14 protein-coding genes and 1 pseudogene are annotated in these 19,904 nt (G+C 40.2%); 6 read left to right on the top strand and 9 right to left on the bottom strand.

From position 1 onward, the window contains the following. Positions 1-44: 44 nt before the first annotated feature. The gene (locus IPI59_03390) at positions 45-1,367 is read right to left on the bottom strand and encodes a hypothetical protein (protein ID MBK7526602.1); all 1,323 of its coding nucleotides are present in this window, start codon (positions 1,365-1,367) and stop codon (positions 45-47) included. A 564-nt stretch (positions 1,368-1,931) separates the two neighbouring features. Between IPI59_03390 and IPI59_03385 the strand changes: the two genes are divergently transcribed. Then, on the top strand, positions 1,932-2,309 hold the full coding sequence (locus tag IPI59_03385) for a hypothetical protein (protein MBK7526601.1): 378 nt from the start codon (positions 1,932-1,934) through the stop codon (positions 2,307-2,309). Then, positions 2,204-2,836 (top strand): IS982 family transposase, encoded by a 633-nt coding sequence (locus IPI59_03380; GenBank protein ID MBK7526600.1) that lies wholly within the window; start codon positions 2,204-2,206, stop codon positions 2,834-2,836. The genes IPI59_03385 and IPI59_03380 overlap by 106 nt, the downstream gene beginning before the upstream one ends. 123 nt (positions 2,837-2,959) lie before the next feature. On the opposite strand, the gene pyrF is transcribed toward IPI59_03380, so the two are convergent. Continuing rightward, on the bottom strand, positions 2,960-4,414 hold the full coding sequence (gene pyrF / locus IPI59_03375; GenBank protein ID MBK7526599.1) for an orotidine-5'-phosphate decarboxylase: 1,455 nt from the start codon (positions 4,412-4,414) through the stop codon (positions 2,960-2,962). Between the two features lie 684 nt (positions 4,415-5,098). Here pyrF and IPI59_03370 point away from each other — a divergent pair. Then, positions 5,099-5,758, top strand: a complete 660-nt coding sequence (locus tag IPI59_03370; GenBank protein ID MBK7526598.1) for a thioredoxin family protein — start codon at positions 5,099-5,101, stop codon at positions 5,756-5,758. A gap of 159 nt (positions 5,759-5,917) precedes the next feature. On the opposite strand, the gene IPI59_03365 is transcribed toward IPI59_03370, so the two are convergent. The 6 genes from IPI59_03365 to IPI59_03340 all read right to left on the bottom strand — a co-directional run bounded on the left by IPI59_03365 (position 5,918) and on the right by IPI59_03340 (position 12,865). Further along, positions 5,918-6,334 (bottom strand): hypothetical protein, encoded by a 417-nt coding sequence (locus IPI59_03365; GenBank protein ID MBK7526597.1) that lies wholly within the window; start codon positions 6,332-6,334, stop codon positions 5,918-5,920. Between the two features lie 80 nt (positions 6,335-6,414). Further along, positions 6,415-6,873, bottom strand: coding sequence for a hypothetical protein (locus IPI59_03360; GenBank protein ID MBK7526596.1), 459 nt, complete (start codon positions 6,871-6,873; stop codon positions 6,415-6,417). A 190-nt stretch (positions 6,874-7,063) separates the two neighbouring features. Further along, the gene (locus tag IPI59_03355; protein ID MBK7526595.1) at positions 7,064-7,666 is read right to left on the bottom strand and encodes a sigma-70 family RNA polymerase sigma factor; all 603 of its coding nucleotides are present in this window, start codon (positions 7,664-7,666) and stop codon (positions 7,064-7,066) included. A 186-nt stretch (positions 7,667-7,852) separates the two neighbouring features. After that, positions 7,853-9,253: a T9SS type A sorting domain-containing protein gene (locus tag IPI59_03350; GenBank protein MBK7526594.1), complete on the bottom strand. Its 1,401-nt coding sequence runs from the start codon at positions 9,251-9,253 to the stop codon at positions 7,853-7,855. Between the two features lie 14 nt (positions 9,254-9,267). Next, positions 9,268-9,714, bottom strand: a complete 447-nt coding sequence (locus IPI59_03345) for a nucleoside deaminase (GenBank protein MBK7526593.1) — start codon at positions 9,712-9,714, stop codon at positions 9,268-9,270. 487 nt (positions 9,715-10,201) lie between these two features. Then, a complete protein-coding gene (locus IPI59_03340) occupies positions 10,202-12,865 on the bottom strand; it encodes a TonB-dependent receptor (GenBank protein MBK7526592.1) in 2,664 nt (887 codons plus the stop codon). 361 nt (positions 12,866-13,226) lie between these two features. Here IPI59_03340 and IPI59_03335 point away from each other — a divergent pair. The 3 genes and pseudogenes from IPI59_03335 (at position 13,227) to IPI59_03325 (ending at position 16,146) form a co-directional block, all read left to right on the top strand. Continuing rightward, a pseudogene (locus IPI59_03335) lies at positions 13,227-13,994 on the top strand (IS5 family transposase). Positions 13,995-14,121: 127 nt separating this feature from the next. Further along, positions 14,122-14,682, top strand: coding sequence for an LPS export ABC transporter periplasmic protein LptC (lptC, locus tag IPI59_03330; GenBank protein ID MBK7526591.1), 561 nt, complete (start codon positions 14,122-14,124; stop codon positions 14,680-14,682). A 21-nt stretch (positions 14,683-14,703) separates the two neighbouring features. Further along, positions 14,704-16,146: a hypothetical protein gene (locus IPI59_03325; protein ID MBK7526590.1), complete on the top strand. Its 1,443-nt coding sequence runs from the start codon at positions 14,704-14,706 to the stop codon at positions 16,144-16,146. Positions 16,147-16,582: 436 nt separating this feature from the next. Here IPI59_03325 and IPI59_03320 read toward each other — a convergent pair whose 3' ends face one another. Further along, positions 16,583-19,795 carry a tetratricopeptide repeat protein gene (locus IPI59_03320; protein ID MBK7526589.1) on the bottom strand — a complete coding sequence of 1,071 codons (3,213 nt, stop codon included), beginning with the start codon at positions 19,793-19,795 and terminating at the stop codon, positions 16,583-16,585. Positions 19,796-19,904: the final 109 nt, after the last annotated feature.

The following is a 19,904-nucleotide window of genomic DNA, read 5'->3' as shown; positions in this document are numbered from 1 at the left end:
AGGCGGCTGAATAAGGTATTTTATCCGGAAGGAATTTAAGCATTCTAAAGACAGGAGCATTTTGCATCAAGCACATAATACAAGGTAATTACCTTTCCTTTTGAATCAACAATTTTCACCGAGAAAGGCTCGTTTTGATATAATGTCGTCTCAAAATTAGTACTCATAAAATTAGTGGCGTTAAAGTCTCCGGAAATAGTATAAGGTGGTTGTCCATTAAACAGCACAACATCAATATCATATCGTTTATTTGCATCTTTGTCTGTTCCTAAAGGAGGGCAAATAATTTGAAACTCGGCATAAAAATTAGTATTAGGTTGGTAATTTACCTGCAACAACTCTTGGTTGCGGCCAATAAATTGTTTGCCCAAACAAACTTGTTGCGTTAAGGTAACCAAGCCCTTTAATTTGGCGTAAGGTGTAAAATTTATAAGGCCATTTGTTTGCCAGTTGAGGTCGCCAATTAAGTCGCTGTAATTGTGTTCAACTTTACATAATTGCAAATTGAGCTGGTTTAAATAGGTGCTTTGTATAATGTTTGTTTGCCATGTTTGGCAGGTATTGTCTATTTGATAACAATTAAGGGGCTGCGGCAGGCAGTTGGCCGCAACAAATTGGATGGGTGCAAAATAGCCTGCCCCTGCGTTGTTGTCGAGTGCCAGCGTAATAGTGTCGCCGGGTGCAAAGGGGTTGCCATTGGCATAGCCCAAAAAGGCTTTGGTTGTGCTGCCTGTAGCAGTAGTTAAAGTGTGGTTAAAGGGCTGCCCTAATAGCGCTAAATTATTGTTTAAAGTATAAGTGCCACCGCTTTGCAGGGCAGGTGTTCCGCCCGATATTTCCACCTCGACCATTGGCACAAAACTTAGCGGCTCGGCGGTTTTTATTAGGCAGGTTTGGTTTAATTGAACGCTAAGGGGCTGGGCAATAACAAAATTAAAAGGTGGGCTTAATGCGTAGCAATCGTCAATGGCATCGTTGGCAATAAGGGTACCCATGTTTTGGTTTACGCTGGGGTAGCCGGCGTCAAACGGTTCAAAATTAAGCAGCCAAGCAGTTAAGGTTTCTCCTTTTGGCAGTGTATTTTCGGAAGTAGTCAACACGCCTGTGGGTAAAACGTATAAAATGGTTTTTGAAGCGTTCGAAATTAAAGCCCAGGTTTTGTATTCTTCGGCCAAGTTATATTGGGCAGAGTCGAGCGCGTAAATATTTATATCTTCGGCGGGTGGCACAATGGGCGTTGGCAGGCAATACGTGTCGGCGTTGGTTATGCCAATTTTTCCGGCAAAACTTAAGCAGTCGGCATTGGCATTGTCATAAAATAAAACATTCGAAATAAAAAAAACGAATACAAGCAGCAAATTTTTCATGACAAAAATGTTTGCAGTTTAAAGAACAAAAAAAATCCGGATGGAATTGACGCGCAATAGGCAAGCAGATTAAAATTAAAAAACAGTCAAAATTAAGTTAATTTTCCGGAAAAAACTTGATTTATCCAGTAAAAATAATAATTTTTTAAACAATTTTCTGTTTTGCCAACGAAGCTGTTTAAGAATTAAACCATATAATTAACCACATAAACACATAGAAATTGTTTAAGCATTAAAAAATGTGGCAGTTTTAAACACTTGACACTAAGAAACTATGGAGATAAAAACAGGCTGCAAAAATTATATTTCAGACAAGCATCTATATTCGGAAGCATTTAATATTTCCCTCCTCGTAGGGGCGCAGGGGTGGGTTAATCCTTCGGAGTTGAGCAAGTTTCCTATCAATGGCAAGAAGCGAAAATTTGCAAGTTTAATACTACAAAACGTGAATTCGGAGCTAAGCTATAAAAAATAGGGGGATTAGTATAGTTGATAGGAATAAAAACAGGAGCATAGTTATCTTTGTAGTGTCCAAAACTGCAAACAATACTACCCCCTGTTTTTATGAAGTCCAAAGATACAAAATTTGATGTGTCCATGTTATTTGAATTATTTTTTTTTGTAGATAATGCCTGTTTGCTGATGCAACAATGGGTTGCTCAGCATTGGCTTAGCGAAGGTAAAACAATGCCACGGCCTCGTAGTGTGCCCAAAATTTCGGAAAGTGAGATACTTACGATTCTGATTTTCTACCACTATTCGGGCTATAAATGTTTTGAATATTACTATAAAGCATTGGTTTTGAATGACTTAAAGACCTATTTTCCTACTGCCCCATCCTACAACTATTTTATAGAGTTAATAGAACGGGTTGCTCTTCCTATGGCGATTTTAGCCAAATTAACCTGCCAGCAAGCAGAAAAACAGGAATTTATTACATAGATGCCAAAGCGCTACCTGTTTGTGACATGCTGCGAGCCAAGCAACATAAAGTTTTTGCTCAAACCGCCTCGAAAGGAAAATCTTCTATGGGGTGGTTTTTCGGCTTTAAGCTCCACCTGATAGTCAATCACAAAGGACAAATCGTGGACTTTGCTTTGACTACAGGACAGGTGGCAGACAATAGTAAAGACCTCTTAAACAAGCTATTAGAGAAAATATCAGGCACATTGTTTGGCGATAAAGGCTATTTGACTACCTTATGGAACAACTTTTTTGAAAAAGGACTAAAAATAATTACCAAAGTCAAAAAGAATATGAAAAACAGACTAATGTCCTTAGAAGAAAGGCTCTTATTGAAAAAAAGACCTATGATTGAAGCCATTAATGATATTTTGACCTCGGTTTTTGACTTAGAACATACCAGACACAGAAAACCACAGAATGCTTTTGTCCATATAGTCGCTAGCTTGGTAGCCTATCAGTTTTACCCCAATAAACCTCAAGTAGATCTTGCTAAAATTTACTAAGTAAATCTCCGAACTCACGTTACTACAAACTAATTTTACACACCTACTTAATACGCTCCGGCCGGGTATAATCCGGAAGATATTAATTGGCTCATCTATGTTCACACAAGTTATATAACCTAATTAATCGAGCAGGGCTTCGTAGGCTTCCCATCCGGCATTTTGGTAGCGCGCTGCTTCGTAGTCGGGCGATTGATGTTGGTAAATACCGCGCCCCACAATAATAAAATCGGCGCCGCGTTTGGCAAAAGCCACTTCGGGGCTGTTGTAGGTTTGGCCTTTATCGTCTTGGGTTGCTACTAAATGAATACCCGGTACAAACTGCAAAATACCGGGGTTTTGGTGTACCCTTTGTTGAGCTACTACGCCTGCAATAGCTTCGGGGTATTGTTGGGCTATGGCAACGGCTTTTTGCAAATAGGCAGCATCGGTTAAGGTGTCTTCGGTGCTCATTTGGGCAATTAATATTTGCGCTGCTTTGCCGGCCCCCATCATGGCTTTAACGCTCGATGCACCGCCGATTGGGTGTACGGTAATTAAGTCGGCCCATTGGTGTACGTTAAATACAGGTGCCGTATATTGCATTAGTAGTGTGCTGCCAATATCGCCAAATTTGCGGTCTTCGAACAATAAAAATTCGTGTCGTTCGGCTAATTCTTTCAGGGCTTCAATTAGCTGGGGGGTAACTTTGGTTAGGGCATCAATATGCGTTTTGAGTGCGCAAATATAGGGGCCAACCGTATTTGCCAAATTAATTAAGTCGTTAGGGTCGGCTACGTCGGCGGCACAAATAAGGTTAGTTTGTTTGTAGTGCGTTGTTTCTAAAAGTTTTTTTGCGGCTGGGTGTTTGGCGTAGGGCAATAATTCTTCGTAGGATAGTCGGGGGGGGTGCGTTTCGGTAATAATTTGAGGAGCGGCGACATGGTCGGTGTGTTTGCCGGAGGTTGCAGCGTGATGGTCGGTGTTGGGGCCGGGGTTCATCCGGATAAAATCGTAGCATTTATTATATAGTGCGGCGGGCAAAAGGCCTATATCGTGCAGCACATCTAACATTTCGGTAATAGAAAACAGGGCGAATACCCGGCAGTCTTGTTGGGCCAAAGCCTCGGCACCACCTTGTTCGCGGTCAATAATTACCAACGCATCAGTAATATTCAGGCCTTCGGTTTCTAATTCGGCAATGGTTTCTAAAAGGCTAATGCCGCTTGTTACTACGTCTTCAACAACCAAACAGGTTTGGCCGGGCAAAAACACCCCTTCTACTAATTTGCTGGTTCCGTGTTGTTTGCGTTCTTTGCGTTTGGTAAGTCCTGGCACGCCATGCAAAACCGACAAGCCTGCACTAAATGCTAAAGCTGCATAGGGTACCCCACAAATTACATCATATTTAATGTTTTTCTCGTTAATTTTATTCCAAAGTGCGGTACAAATATCGCGCAGTAGGGCGGGGTAAGTAACAACTTTGCGTAAATCTAAATAAAATGGCGATTCGAGGCCACTGCGCAGTTTAAATGTTCCAAATTCAAGGGCCTTTATCCGGTATAATTCGGTAATGATGTGTTGGTAAGGGTGCGTCATAAAAATAAAAAAGTATGATCATCAATTTATGATAGAGGTGCAAAGTTCGCAATAATTGGCAAAGCAAGGTTGTTTGTGGCTGCAAAAGTGTAAAAAATGAAAATCACTGTTTTGAAATGGCATAATATATTTTGTTGCCAGCCAAAATAAAGCTAATAATTGCTAAGAGGTTCGCTAAAATTAGTTTATACTACTATTTGTGGTAAACGCTTGATAATGAACCACTTATTGCATTATTCATTGTTAATTATTAATTGTAAATTACTTAAGAGGTGTTAAGCGGCGTTATCCGGAAAACTAATTTGCAATTTTAGCGTTTTATTTGAATATTGTTTTTTACTTTCAACCAACTTGATACATCTAACTCAATTGGCTGCCATATAGGGATAGGCGATAACCTAAACCATTGACAATTAAAGGAAAATTATTAACTTTGTTAGATAAATGACCATACATGGGGTTTTACCTCTTAAAATATCCGGATAAAGGCTGCTTTAAATAGCTGCAACAGCGGGCAAATAATGTTATCATCTTATTTTTTACTCAACCTTTCGTATAAGCGCAACCTACACCAATTTTTAACGGAATAATAAAATAAATTCAAATAATAAAAAAATGATTTTGATTAAAAGAGACTTTCAATTTGTGGTCTTACTTGTGTTGATTTGTTTAAGTTATAGTAATTTGGTTGTTGCACAAAGTAAAAATACCCCCCCCGCTGCGACTACCGTTCCTGCTGTTGCACCACCGCCACCGCCAACAGCAACTGATTTTGCCAAAACTACAAGTAAAGTAAATAACAAAAGTGGTAATAACAAACAAGCTGCGCCAATGCCCGTTAGTGCTGCCAGCCCGGCTTCAAATTTGGCAAGCATTCATTGGTTAGATGTAGAAGACGCCGTTTTGAAAAACCAAAAGAACCCAAAAAAAGTATTGATATTTTTTGATACCCCGTGGTGCGGCTGGTGTAAAAAAATGATGAAAACCACCTTGCAAGATACAGATGTGGTTAACTACTTAAATCAAAAATATTACACCGTACAATTTAATGCCGAAAGTACCGACACCATTACCATTGATGGCCAAGAGTTTAAACCCATTTTTTACAACAAACGGGTAATACACGAGTTGGCAATAGCTTTGCTTCAACAAAATATGTCGTTTCCCTCGACAGTTATTTTAGATGCCGATTTAACCGAAATTTCAATTGCACCCGGATATTTAGAAACCAATGATTTTGCAAAAATGTTGGTTTATTTTGGCGAAGGCCACGATAAAAAAGGGGTAGCTTACCCCGATTTTAAATATACTCCCGGACAAATAAGAACTGCAACACCGCATTAAAAAAACGGTTGGAACAAAATACTGCCTTGATATTTTGTACAAGGCAGTTTATATGGTTAAGAAGGTACAAGCGTTGCCTAAACCAATACTACAATAAATTACTTGCGTTAAATTTTATTGGCAGTATCCAAACATAATTATTTTTTGCCGGCTTACTCGTTATTCATCAACGGGAAGCCCTCGTTTTAATCGGCGGGCTTTTACTTTCTCTTGTTGTTGTAGTCGTTTTTCGATACGCTGTTGTTTAAAGTTATTTAATTTTTGTTGTTGTGTTTCGGTTAAAATAGGCTGCAACTGCAGCATCAACGAGTCGAAACGAGCCTCGCGCTGCTGTATAAATGTGCGGCGCATTTGCCGCACCGCTTTATGGTGTGTTTTAGCCAAAGGTTTTACCTGCTCGGCTTGTTGGGGGCTAAGTTGTAAGGTTTCGGCTAATTTGCGAGGCAAACTGCTGTTTTCGTCAAGACCAACTACCTCGTTTACTTGTGCCTGTAAAAACCTGCCTGCCACAAAAACGCCCAAAGCAAATCCCACTAAAATTGCCATTAATACTACAAGTAACGATCTAAGTTTCATAAATAAAAACAAAAGATAAAATAGCGCGCTTAATAAATGTGTTTGTAAATAAACAAGGTTTGTTTTAGTTCAATAGTTAGTTAAAATAAACTAAAAGCACCCATTTCGTTCAGTTCATCGGCATCAAATTCGGTTTCGTCGTAATTAATTACATCAATACCGGCAATGCTTTCAAAGCTTATTTCGCCTTTTGCCATATAGGCCCATCCTAATAATGTGGCCAATAATAGGCAGGTGGCCAAAGCCATTCGCGGAAACAAATTGGCTAAAACCTGCTGTAAATTTGGAGGCGAATTAGTGGCGGGTAAAACTGCGGCTTTTTGCGCGGCAATTTTTTGAGCTACTTTTGTTGCCAACCAAGCATGGGGTTTAATTTGTTGGGCATACTGGTTTAAGGCTAACTGGTTGGCCTCAAGCTGTTGTTGCGCTGCCAATAGCTCGGGGCTGTTGGCCAAGGCTTGGCGCAACTTCTCGGCTTCGCTGGGCGTTAATGGCCTGTCAAACGATGCCAATAATAAATTGTAACAAGGGTGGTTCATTATTAATTTAATTTAAAAAAACAGATGATATAAGATAAGATAGGTGTGGTGTGGAATATTATTTTTTTCGTAAATTATTTATTTGGCCTTTTATTTTAATGTTTTGATTCTGAATTAACTAACGAATATCCGGATTTACATTAGGCATTAACATTAATAATCAATCTATTTTGCTGCAAAACTACATTCCTTACTGCTCATAACCTAAATGCTGTAAAATAAGGCGCAATTTATCGCGCGCACGTGCTAATTTTGATAATACGGTGCCAAGCGGAATTTGTAACAGGTTGGCTGTTTCTTGTGTTGAGTATCCTTCCATGAGGCGCAATACGGCCACAGTGCGCAAATCATCCGGAAGTTTATTTAATGCTTTTTGTACTAAATCGCGGTTTAGGGCTTGGTTGCCATAATCGGTTTCATCGGCTATTTGTAAAGGTGGTGCTTGGTGTTCGTCGCTATCAGATGCTTCTTTTAAGCCTGCTGTCATCGAAAAATACGTGAACCAACTTTGCCTTTTTCGTACTTTTAGTGCATTGAGGCTTAAATTTATCGCAATCCGGGTTAAATAGGTGCTTAATTGCGCCTCGCCCTTGTATTGGTCTAACGATTTATAAAAACGCAAAAATACGGTTTGTGCAACATCTTCTACCTCGGCAACATGGCCCAACATACCTGTTATGGTTGCGGTAATACGTTGCCCATAACGCTCAACAATGCAGCCAAACGCCATACTATTATTGGCTTTGGCAAGCTCCACCAGTTCCATGTCGGTACAACTCGATAGGTTTTTCACAGTAGTAGTAGCCAATGTAATATTTGCTGCGTGAATCAGTTTTGGTTTTTAGTTGGTATGTGTGTGCGTGCGCGAGTGAGCGATTTATTTTCCGGATGGATTGGCGTGCACGCAGGGTGTTTTTAATTTACTTTTTTGACAACTAAAATTTGCTTTTTATTCGGCAAGTTAGACCATTTTTTCTTTTTATACCACTAAAATTTTACTTACCAAGGTTTGAGTCCCATATTTAAGCCTTACAATATAAAATCCGGAGGTAAAATGGGTTGGCAACACTAATTCATTATTTTTATTTCCGGAAAATTGTTGCGCCAAGCGGATGTTTCCGTTAGTGTCAATCAGCCATAAGGTATAATTATAATAATTTGAAGCATTTTGATTAGCTGCTAAGGGCAAACTCCATTCTAATTTGCGTTGGTTACCATTATACTTAGCCCAGTTGATTCGTTGCCCACTGTTGCCGCCCTTGTTAAAGTTAAAACTATCAGACGGGGCGTTGCCCGTAGCTATGTTTGCGCCATATAGTAGTGCTAAACCGCCATCAGTAGCCACCCAAAAACTTGTATCGCTGCTTGCCCGGCACATATCGTAAACGGTATTGCCCGGCAGCCCTTGTTGGGTAGAAAGCGTTTGGTAACAAGTAAAATTTTGCAAGTCAAAAACCGCTAAACCATGTTTTGCCGTACCCAGCAGTAAAGTATAGGGGGGCAAAAAATAAACAGCGGTTAGCTCGTTCGATGGCAAGCTTGCATTATTTATATTGTATTCATTTAAATTGCCGTTTTCTAAATTATAAATAACCAAGCCATGAAAAGCCGTTGTAAAAAACAAAGTTTTATTTTGAGGCTGCCAGTACAAATCGGTTAGGGTGTTGTCGGGTATTGTTGAGTTGTAGGTTGTCAGCGCCCAAAAACTGCTGTCTTCCATACAAATTAAGCCTGCATTAAGGGTGGCAGCCCAAATATTATAACCCGTTAACGGCCAAACAGCATTAATGTTTTGAAGCCAAACTTCGGGGGTGTTTAAAAAGTAGTTATAAATAGCGTAGTTATTATTGTTGTCGTCATCGGGGGTAATGCAGGCAAGCCCGTTGGTAGTGCCCGCCCAAATAAATTTGCTTGTTTCATCAATAGCTATCGTTTTGATAAAATTATCGGGCAAATTGCTGTTGGAGGTATTTAACACAGCCCATTCCTTGCCGGTTTTCCGGATTAACCCACCCGAAAAACTGCCTATCCAAAGTGTGGTACTGTTTACCGGGTTAGTATTGATGGCCAACGAGCGCACATCATCATCCGGAAGATTGCTGTTTTGGGTAGTGTAAACCTGCCAATTTTGACCATCAAAACCTGCTAAGCCCATCTTTGTGCCAGCCCACAGATAATGGTTGTTCAGGGTGTCAGTAAGTACACACCGCACTGCATTTGTAGGCAACAGGCTGTTATTGGTGGTAAAGGTTTGGGCAATACTTATTTTATTTAAGGTTTGCCCTAAAACTGATTCTATCTGGTTATAACTGCCAATGATGAAAACCACAAAGGATACAATAATCCGGATTATTAGGGGATGAGCAACTAATTTATTCATATTTTTAAGAATGTTTATTTATTGCTGTTTCGTTTGTTCTTAAAAAATCTTTGTAGCAAATGGGCACAAGGCTGGGCCAAAATGCCATTTTCAACTTTAGTGCTTGGGTGTAGCAAGGGTGGGTTAAATAAACTAAACCCTCTTTTAGTGTCGGTGGCAGCATATAAAACAGCGCCCATTTGCGCCCAATACAGCGCGCCCGCACACATAGGACAAGGCTCTAAAGTTACGTACAGGGTACATTGAGGCAGATATTTACCGCCTACTTGTTGCATGGCTGCGGTAAGCGCTAAAATTTCGGCATGGGCGGTGCTGTCGCGCAGCAATTCAACCTGGTTGTGTGCTTTGGCTAAAATATGATTGCCATGCACTATTACAGCACCTACGGGCACTTCTCCGGCATCAAAGGCTTGGTTAGCCTGGGCTAATGCTTGTCGCATAAAATACTCGTGCGTAAACATAAACAGCAAAATTAAGCTAAAATTTAACAACGAAGTTGTTTAAGAATTAAACCACATAATTAACCACATAGACACATAGAAGTTGTTTAAGCATTAAAAGGTGTGGCCGCTTTAAGCAACTTCGATACTAAAAAACTATTGAGATAAAACAAGCTGCAAAAATGTAAAACAGATATATTGACGACTTAGGTTCGCAATTACTTTAATAGTACTTAGTTTCAAATTAGTTCAAGAAACTAATTTTTAAACAACTTCAACAAGTATTTAGTTAAATTACATTTTAAGCCCTTTCATTAATTAGGTACAACCTTGTTGTAGCGTGCCTATTTTTTGCTTCTTGTAGCCATCGTTCAAGTGCCAAATTTGCCGCTAAAAACATAAAAAATGGGCTTGAATTTTAAAACTCAAGCCCATTTTTTTAATTTGAAGCCTAGTAGCAACAACAAATCAATTAAAAATAGTTATTGCCTGCTCCATCAATTTAGGTTTAGAAATTAAAGCCTAAACGGGCAAAATAATAGCTGCCACCGTAGCCCATTTGTACCGATTCGTAAGGGCCGCCACTTTCAGTTTCGTCGGGGTTTTGTTCGGCAGGATAGGCATTGGTTAAGTTGTTGGCACCAATTGTTAAGCGAAAGCGGTTGTTAAACTGGTAATTTACGCTGGCATCAATAGATGTTTTAGCCGGATAGGTTTGTATTAAACCACCACTTGACCAAGTGCCCATAATAACCTCGCCAAAATACCCAAGGCGCAACATCGCACCAAAGCGGGCTAAGTCGTAGTTAAGGGTTAAATTGCCTTTTATTTTAGGTGCTGACCCCTCAATAAACAGCCGCTCGCGTTCGCCAAAAAACACATCGGCTTTGTTGGCTAATAATGGAGTAGTTTTAACGTCTCCATCTTGTTTGGTAGTATTCCAGTTTACGGCTAAGGCAGCATTGAATATGCCAGTACCTAAACGGTTGCGGTACGAGGCAACGGCATCAACGCCGGTTGTTTTGGTATTAATTGCATTGGCAAAAAAGCTGGCTGCGCTGGCGCCTGCTCGGGCAATAATGTCGCGGGCTTCTTGGGCAATATCGGCGTCGTCGGCATAAAAATAGCCGGTTAAAACAATGCGGTCGTCAATGGCAATACTGTAATAGTCAACGGTAAGGCTAAAATTGTTTACGTTCGAAACAATACCAAGTGAGTAGTTAAACGAAGTTTCTTCGGTAAGACTTGGTATGCCTAATTCTTGTACAATTTTGCTGTCGTTGCGCGATATAACAACATCGGTAGCTACGCCCGATACAAAATCGGTATAAGTGCTGTTAAAATAACGTTGTTGCAAAGAGGGCGCTCTAAATCCGGTGCTGGCCGATGCACGCAAGGCAAATTCCGGAACAAATTCGTAGCGCGAGGCTAATTTCCAGCTTATATTTGAGCCAAAATCGCTGTAATTTTCGCGGCGCAGGGCTGCACCAACCATAAATTTTTCGTTAATGTCTAATTCGGCATCAATATAAGCGCCTATATTTGTACGGCTTTTATCTAAGGCGTTAACCGGCCTAAATCCGGGAAAACCTTGGGCGCCGCCGGCTTTATCAACCATAATAGTATTGCCTGCCGAGTCTAATTCGGCTACTGGTCCATAATTTTGCCACGAGGCATCTTCGCCGGCAAAAATGGTGTAGCGATCTAAGCGGTGCTCAAGACCCCAAGCTATATTGAACCCAGCTAAAATACTTTCGTAATTACGTGTAAAACCTAAATTGGCTGTATTTTGGCTATGGGTAAATCCGCCTGCCTCGAAGTTTTTAGGTGTTAGGTCGCCCATAGAAGTATTGAGCGAGTTTTCAACGTAGTATTGCATTCTATTTTTGCCCGTAGTGAAACTAAAATCCATATCCCAGCCTTGTACTTTACTGTCGATACCCGCAGTTAATGATTGGTCGAACAGGTTAGTGCGGATATTGGGTACAAAACCATCCGGATAGATGCTTGGAATATTGCGGTCATCATCCGGAGAACGGTACCATGCGCCGGCTAATCCATTCCGGAAGTTAAGGCCTCCGTAAGCGTAAAAATTACTTTCATTAGCTAAAGGCACCAAGGCGTTTACAAAAGTGTTGGCGTTGTGTGTTTTCGAGTCGCCTATAATACGGGCATTATCTTCGTTAGCGCGGTCGGTTGCCCCCCGCGAAACAACTTCGCCGGTAAAACTAACAAAGCCTTTTTCGCCAAGTTTTGTGCCATAATTTACATTTGCCAAAGTGCTAACACCTGCGCCTCGGTATAGCTCGTCGGTATGTAAGTATTTCGACAATTTTTCGGGCGTTTCGCCTTTTAAGTGGTTGCTTAACTCTTTGCTGAAAGCGCCTGTGCTAAGGTTGGCCGACAGCACATCGGTAGTATTTTTTAATACAATATTTATAACACCTGCAATAGCATCGGAGCCGTATTGGGCGGCAGCGCCATCGCGCAGAATTTCAACTCTTTCAATTGCGGCGGTTGGTATGGTGTTAAGGTCAACGCCTACGTTGCCACGTGCCCGCGAGCCAAATACATTTACTAAAGACGAGGGGTGGTAGCGTTTGCCGTTTACTAAAACCAAAACTTGGTCGGGGCCTAAGCCGCGCAAGGTGGCCGCATCTATATGGTCTGAGCCATCTGAGCCTGCTTGGCGATTAGAGTTAAAGGCCGGTGCGGCAAATTGTAATATTTGTTGCAAATCAACTTGGCCGCTGCTTTGTGCAATCTCTTCAATGGGTATCACATCAATAGCTACGGGGGTTTCGGTTAAGGTACGCCCCGATTTGCGCGTACCCACCAACAGTACTTCGGGTAAGGCCAAATTGGCTTGCATTTTAATATCGAGGTTGTTTTGGCCTTTAACGGGCATTTCAACTGTTTGATAGCCCACAAAGCTAATAATTAGAATGTCGGCCTCGCTAACCATTAATTTAAAATTACCATTAAAGTCGGCAATAGTGCCTTTTGTAGTACCTTTTATTTTAACGGCAGCACCTGTTAAGGGGTCGGCACTTAAAGCGTCAGAAATTTTACCTGTAATTTCGCGCTGTGCGAACAAATTGCCCGAAAATGCCACTAAAAAAAAAATGGAAAGCAGGCAAAAACGTAATGAAGTGTACTTGTTTTTAATCATTGCGTAATTTGGATTGTTTAATTAAAAAAATACAATTAAAATACAATGTAAGGAGTTGGCAAATTGCGGCCAGAATGATTTTGAAGGCTTTTTAAAGATGCCACAAATAACGCTCATAATTGGCAATAAACAAAATTTGTAGGCAAGTTTTTTTTAAAACAAACTGCTTTATTTTAGTATTATTCCTGCTTACAAGTACTACTACTTAAGTTTTAGAGACTGTCTAAAAATTAAAAATTGGCATGCCAGTCCTAAAAATTGATAGGAAAAAAGTTATTAAAAGAGATGTGAATAAAAGACTATCAGTTTGACGTTTAAATAATAATTCATAGCTTTATGAAAATCAAACACATAAAGTAAAATGAAAACCTACCCAAGCAGTCTCACCGATAGTCAATGGAGTGCAATATTAGGCATTTTAGACGACAAACGGAAACGAAAACACAGTTTAAGAGAAATTTTTAATGCGCTGTTCTATTTGCTTAAAAGCTGGCTGTCAATGGCGCATGCTGCCGTTCCATTTTCCGTCATGGAAGCTTGTTTACTACTATTTTACCAAGTGGAAGAAGGATGGGACGATAGAACTCATCCATGAAATACTCAGGGATAAGACTCGAAAGCAAGCAGGCAGGGCTTCATCGCCAAGTGTTGGTATAATTGATAGCCAGAGCGTAAAGACAACAAGCGTCGGAGGCTTGTGCAGAGGGATTGACGGGGGTAAAAAGTTAAAGGCAGAAAGCGGCATATTATTGTAGATACAATGGGACTACTTTTAGCGGTTGTGGTTCATGCGGCAAATGAGCATGACAGTAAATCAGCCCCAATGGTTATAGCTGACCTCAGAGGCAGGTTTTGCAGATTGGTAAAGATAGTAGCTGATGGCGGGTATAGAGGCGAGTTAATTGAAAATACCCGCAAAACGTTTGGGTGGGTGGTTGAGGTTGTAAGTAGATCGAATACAGCCTCGAAATTCGAAGTATTGCCAAAAAGATGGATTGTTGAAAGAACTTTTGCATGGCTCGAAAGCTATCGAAGATTGAGTAAAGACTTTGAGTTCCAAACCGAAACGAGCCAGACAATGATCCAACTTGCCATGATAAAATTGATGCTTAATAGAATTAGAAAATAAAATTTAGACAGGCTCTTAAAACAAACGTTAAGTTTTTGGCTTAATAGTCGTAATTTTGCCGTTACAATTTAAGCAAAGCGAATCAATAAATAATTGCTTTCTTGACCGTAGTTGTTGTAAAATTAACATGTTTAAATTTTTTATTTTTGCTGCCATACTTGCAGGTTTTCTTGGTTTTGCCTTAGGATGTAAAAACGACTCGTCAAACCTTAATGCTATCGACGAGGCAATGCAGCCGGGTATTGAAGTAGTGAAAGGCGTTGATATGATTTATAGCGAGGGAGGCAGTACCAAAGCACGCCTTGAAGCGCCAAAATTGTTGCGCCATAAAACCGAAAACCCATATTTAGAGTTTCCGGAAGGCTTAAAAGTTACTTTTTACGACGATAGCCTTAAAAGCACAGGGCAACTTACCGCCAAATATGGCACTCGCAATATAAACGACCGCAAAACTATGGTGCGCGATAGTGTTGTTTGGAAGAGCTTGAGCGAAAAAAATAAACTTGAATCGGAAGATTTGCACTGGGATGAAAACAAACGCAAACTATACTCAGATAAAGTAGTGCGTGTAACCACCGAAACCGAATATATTACCGGAAAAGGGTTTGAGGCTAATCAAGACTTTTCGAGTTACAGCATCAAACAAGTAACCGGAACTATTGCCGTCAATGCCAACCAATTTGAATAACGCAAAGTTTAATTGTTTTCCATGAACCAAAGCACTAAACTAAGCATTACATTTTTAATTTTAACGCTGTGTTTGCTGCCTTTTGTTTATGGGGGTTTTAGTTTAACGGTAAGCCACGCTAAAAATAATAATTTTACAAGCCAAAAAACTAATTGCTGCCAAGCGCTGGGGCATATTTTACAAAAACAAAATTTTGCCCTACCCAATAATAGCACCCTTGCCATTTTTGCCCCGTGCTGCCCCACAGCGAAAAAATTATTAATACAAAACTGCGTTCAACAAGCCCTGCAAAACTTAGCGGGTAAAAACCAAACTAAAGCATTACTATATGCCGACTCGGCTGTAATCTATTACCAACAGTATTTAAAATTACTACCTCCGGTTTTTAGCACACCCACTGCCCCCAACGAACATAAAACAGATGCTTATTTATCCGGAGAAATAGGGTATATGTGGTATCAAATTTATCCGGATAGTTTAAGCCTTTGGGCCGGAAAAATAGATACCGCGCTTAGTTTTTTAGCCCAAAATGCAAACTCAAACTGGTTTGTACCGCATCTTAAATCAAAAATTGACAAAGCCCAGCGTGCAATAATTACCCCCTCAGAAGTACTAAACACCTATGCTTTTTTGCATTGCTATATAACCGACCTTGCTGCAGCCGATACCGTAGATTTTAGAGAAAACACCTATTTGCAAAACCTGCAAAACCAACTAAGCCAACTGTTAGACAAATTTGAATGGGCGCAAAACTACCTTCAAAACCCGCCAACTACCTGCACCGAAGCCTTAGAAAAAGCCACTGCCTTAGTACAGCGCAATCCCAGCGATATGGTAGCAATACGCATGGGTTTGGCATGGCTTTGGCGACATAAATGTGAGCAGCATCCCTTATTTAAGCAACTCTTGTTTAGTTTGTACAAAACACAGCCAACCGCTTACGATGCTTACTTGTTGGCTACTATTTACCTTGAAAAAGGCGATTTTGCCAAAGCCGAATCTTATTTGCAAGATGCCTGCAGCCTAACCTCTAACGCAGAAGCCAAATCACAAGCGCGTTACGACTTGGCCAAACTTATTTTTAAAAGAACCGGTACGACAAAAATGGCAACACAAAATACCGGACTTTTAATGCAAACCTATTTAACCGAAGCCACCGCTTTAAACCCTTACTGGGGGAGGCCTTATTTATTACAAGGCCAGCTTTACGAGGCTGCTTACCCTTGTACCGACACCTTATTAAACAAAGCCGCCTTGTACTGGCTTGCTGCTGACTATTACCAAAAAGCTATTGAGGCAAACGCCTTACTGATTAATGAGGGCGAGCAGGCCTTAAAAAATGCAACAGCTTTTTTTCCGGATACAAAGGAGTTACAAAATGCCGGCTGCGATACTTTAACTGCAAAACCCTATTTTGTTGGCTGCTGGATTAATCAATATACTGCCATTAAAGCACGGAAATAATGTCTTGGAGCAAAAGACTAAAAGCCGCAATAATAACTATCCGGACAAAAATATTACGGACATAAAGACTATGTAAGTCCTTATTCAAACATTTTTCCACCAAACACACACAATTTAACTGATATTACGCAGGTTGTAACTGGACTTTAAGTATAGTTAGCTCTTTACAAGCACCTTTAAATAAATTTTAGTTTTTACCTGAAAATTTCCGATTTGTGTACTCTTTATTATAGGTTCAATTTTGACAAAAATCGGCTGAAATATGATTTACAAGATTAAATGATGGGCACACTTTTTAGACAGTACCCTATTTTTTATCCGGAATAGATGGTGAGTTGTTAGTTTTAGTTTTCTTCCGGAAATAAAAAAATAAGCCTCAACACAAGTAAATGGTCGAGGCTTGTTTTATGTCTTTCATTTCTTTAATGAAAAATTGTTATTTCATATAATTTGCATAAAAAAATGCTAAATATTTATCTTTGTCTTTTTGTTTAAAATACTCGGTAAAATTCGATTTCGAGATGGCAAAAAACTTATAGGTTGTATCTAAGTCTTTAAAAACAGTTACCTCTTTATTTTGCAACGCTTTGTAGTAAAACATAGCTTTTTCGGCAGTTGGAAACTCTTTTACCAACAAAATTTGGTTCGAAAGGTCGAGCATTTGTTGGGTTACTTTTAGTTTTTCGACGCTAAAATTTTCTTGGTTAAAGTTCGATACATTATTTGTTGTTGTGCTAATTGAATTCGAGTACTTATCGAAGGCAATTACAATATAGTGGGTTTTATCGGGTGTATAGGTGTAGTTAGTGGTAATGGGGGCATCTTGGTTGGGGTTGTTTGCTAAATATTGTAAAATTTCTTGTGCTTTTTTAACCTCGTTTGTGGCGGTGTTGCCATATTGAGCTACAAATTTATTAAGGGCTTCAATGTAGGCTTCGCGGGTTTCGGTGCCACCTACGGCTATGGCATTAAGTAGGGCAAATTTTGTTGTTATGGGATTATTAGTAAAACGGGTTTCGCTTTCGGTTTGTCTTTTGCGTACCTCGCTAAAATTACCTGCTTTGTACAGTGCAAAACTTTCTTCGTAAAATGCCAGCACCTCATTATGGGCGTTGTTGGTATAATTGGGGTCGTTTACTAATTGGGCGTAGGGCGTGTTGGCGTAATCTTGTTGTAGCTGGGTTTTGTATTGGTTGACTTTTGTGGTATTGCCGTTTTGTTGCGCCATTAGGTATAAATTATACAAGGCCGGCGGGGCATATTGCGAGGCGGGGTACCGGTTCAAAAGGGTTGTAAACTGCGTCTCGGCTTTATCGGACAATTTAAGGCTATTGCGGTAAATTAGTCCCGATTTATATAGTGCTTCGGCAATGGCCGTGTCTGACTCGGCTAAGGCTTTTGCCGTAAGTGGTATTTTAGATTTTACAATATTGCGCAGTTGGTCGGCAGTCATGCCCAGCATGTCTTCGCGCGTCAGGTTATTATTGAGGTCGCTTGCTAAGGTTTCGCCGTTCATTTGGCTTTGCTGTTTGGCACTTTGCCGCCAGTTGTCGGTTAGTGGTCGGTTGCCCCATTTTTGTTTGAACTCGTTGTAACCTGTGCTGCGGGTAATGGGGTTATAGAAATAAAAATCGCTGCTGCTGTTATTTTTTTCTTCCGGATTTTGATTTAGGCGTTCGGCTTCTATCCGGGCTAATTCTTCCATTTTTCGTTGGTTTTCTTCCAGTAGCTGGTCAACCACTTTATCAATTTTTGCATCGCGTTCTCGTTCGGGCAGTTTGGCAATAGCTTGCAAGCTGTCTTGTGTTGTAATGGTAGTTTCGTAAATGGCTAACTGACCTAATACCTCTGCGCGGGTTTTAATTTCTTCATACCGAAGATGGGTTTTAGGCAAATTAAGTAAAGTGCTGTCGTAAAAATGGCCGGCCTCGGTATAACGTCCTTTTTGGTAATTAAGGTCGGCTAATTTAAGGTAAGTAAACGATTTTTTTTGTGGGTTTACGCCAGTTGTTGATGTTGCTTTTTTAAGGAAGCCTTCGGCTTGGTTTTCGTTGCCGGCAGTTAAAGCAATTTCGGCCATTGCGGCGTAAATTTGGTCGGCGTATTCTATGTTTTTATCTTCTTTGGCCATGCGTTCGTAAATGGCAATTGCATGGTTTGGCGAGTAGTTTCCTGTTTGAAGTTTAAGTGCAATGATATTCATGCGGGCGTTAAACTCCATAGGGTAGTTGGGTCGGCTTCGCAGTACTTTCCGGAAATTTTTTAGGGCGTTTTTTGCTTCGTTGCCATCCTTGTCAATTTGCCCTAAAATATAGTATAAACGGGCTTTGCCTTTGCGTTTTGAGGTTTCGCGGGCAGCTTTTAGTAAGTATTCGCGTGCTGTTTGTTTGTCGTGGGCATGCAGGTAGTAGTAGGCAAACAGGGTATTAACTTCTTTGCGCAGTTTGCGCGGGAAGGTGGCATCATTTTCAATTTTTTCGAGAATTTTTTTGGCTTCGGGCAGTTTATCGGTTTCAATATAAGTACGTGCCAGCCATATTTGACTTTCGTAGGTGGCGGGACGGTGTTTTAAAAACGAAAAGAACCCGCTTTTATATTCTTTGCCAGCTACTAATTCGGTTGTTTGAGTGGTTTCGGCAGTGGTCGTATCGGTTTGTGCTGCTTCGGCTTTTTTAGCTGCTTCGGCATCGGCTTTTTGTTTTGCTTCAGCTTGTTCTTTTTCTTTGTTTTTTTGTTTTTTATCTTTATTAGTTTCGGGCTCGACTTTGGTTTCGGTATTTGTATCCTGGCCGTTTACTTTTGTTTTATACTCGGGCAATGGTAGGGGGTCGAGGCCTTTTTTGCGCCGTTCAATATTTTTTTTAGTAATTTTTTTGCGCTCTTCGGTTATGCGGTCGCGTTCTTTTTTTTCGGCTTTTTGTTGTTTTTCGCGTTCTTTTCTTCGTTTTTCGGCTTCTTTTTTAGTATTTTTTTGGGCAGTTTCCCGTTCTTTTTTAATGCGTTCTTGTTCGGCAATATTTTCTTTAATTTGTTTTTCTCGCTCTTTTTTTTGTGCTTCTATTTCGGCTTTCCGGTCTTTGGCGGCTTTTTTACGGGCTTTTTCTTGCTCGGCGGTAGCTTTGCTGTGTGCTTTTTTTACCGAAGTTTTTCTGATGGCTTTTCCGTAATTGCTAATAACGTATTGAAATGCCTCAAGTGCTTTATCGGTTTCTCCATTTAAATAGTAGGCTTTGCCCAGCATCAGGTAGCTATCATCAACCCATTTGCTTTTAGGTTTATTGTCTATAATCCAAGATGTTTTTTTTATAATTTGGTCGGTTTGCGACGAGGCTTTGCTACCGTCTCCGGCTTTTATGGCATAAACAGGCAGCAGTTCGTCAAAATTATCTATATTGCCGATGGTAATATTTGTATTTGCCTCTACATAGCGCACGGTGCTGTTAAAATATCGGTTATAGCGGGCTGTCATGTCTTGGTAGCCCAGGGCTAAGGCCGAGTTGCTGTTTTTGCCTTTTTTGGCTTTGCTATTTTGGGCCCAGACTGTTTGCTGCTGGCTGGCAAATAAAGTTAATATACACAACAAAAAACCTATTTTGTATAAGTAGGAACTTATTTTTTGTGCCTCAAAACTAATTCGTTTATGCTTCATAACCTAAAAGGTGTTAATTGTTTATTTGCTCCTAATTACTGAATAATATATTTTTAGATAAGCAAACACAAAGACTCTTAGCTGTATCTGTGGCTTATCCGGAAAATTA

Source organism: Sphingobacteriales bacterium (genome assembly GCA_016706405.1).
GTDB lineage: Bacteria > Bacteroidota > Bacteroidia > Chitinophagales > UBA2359 > BJ6.
This window is presented reverse-complemented; position numbering and strand designations above follow the sequence as displayed.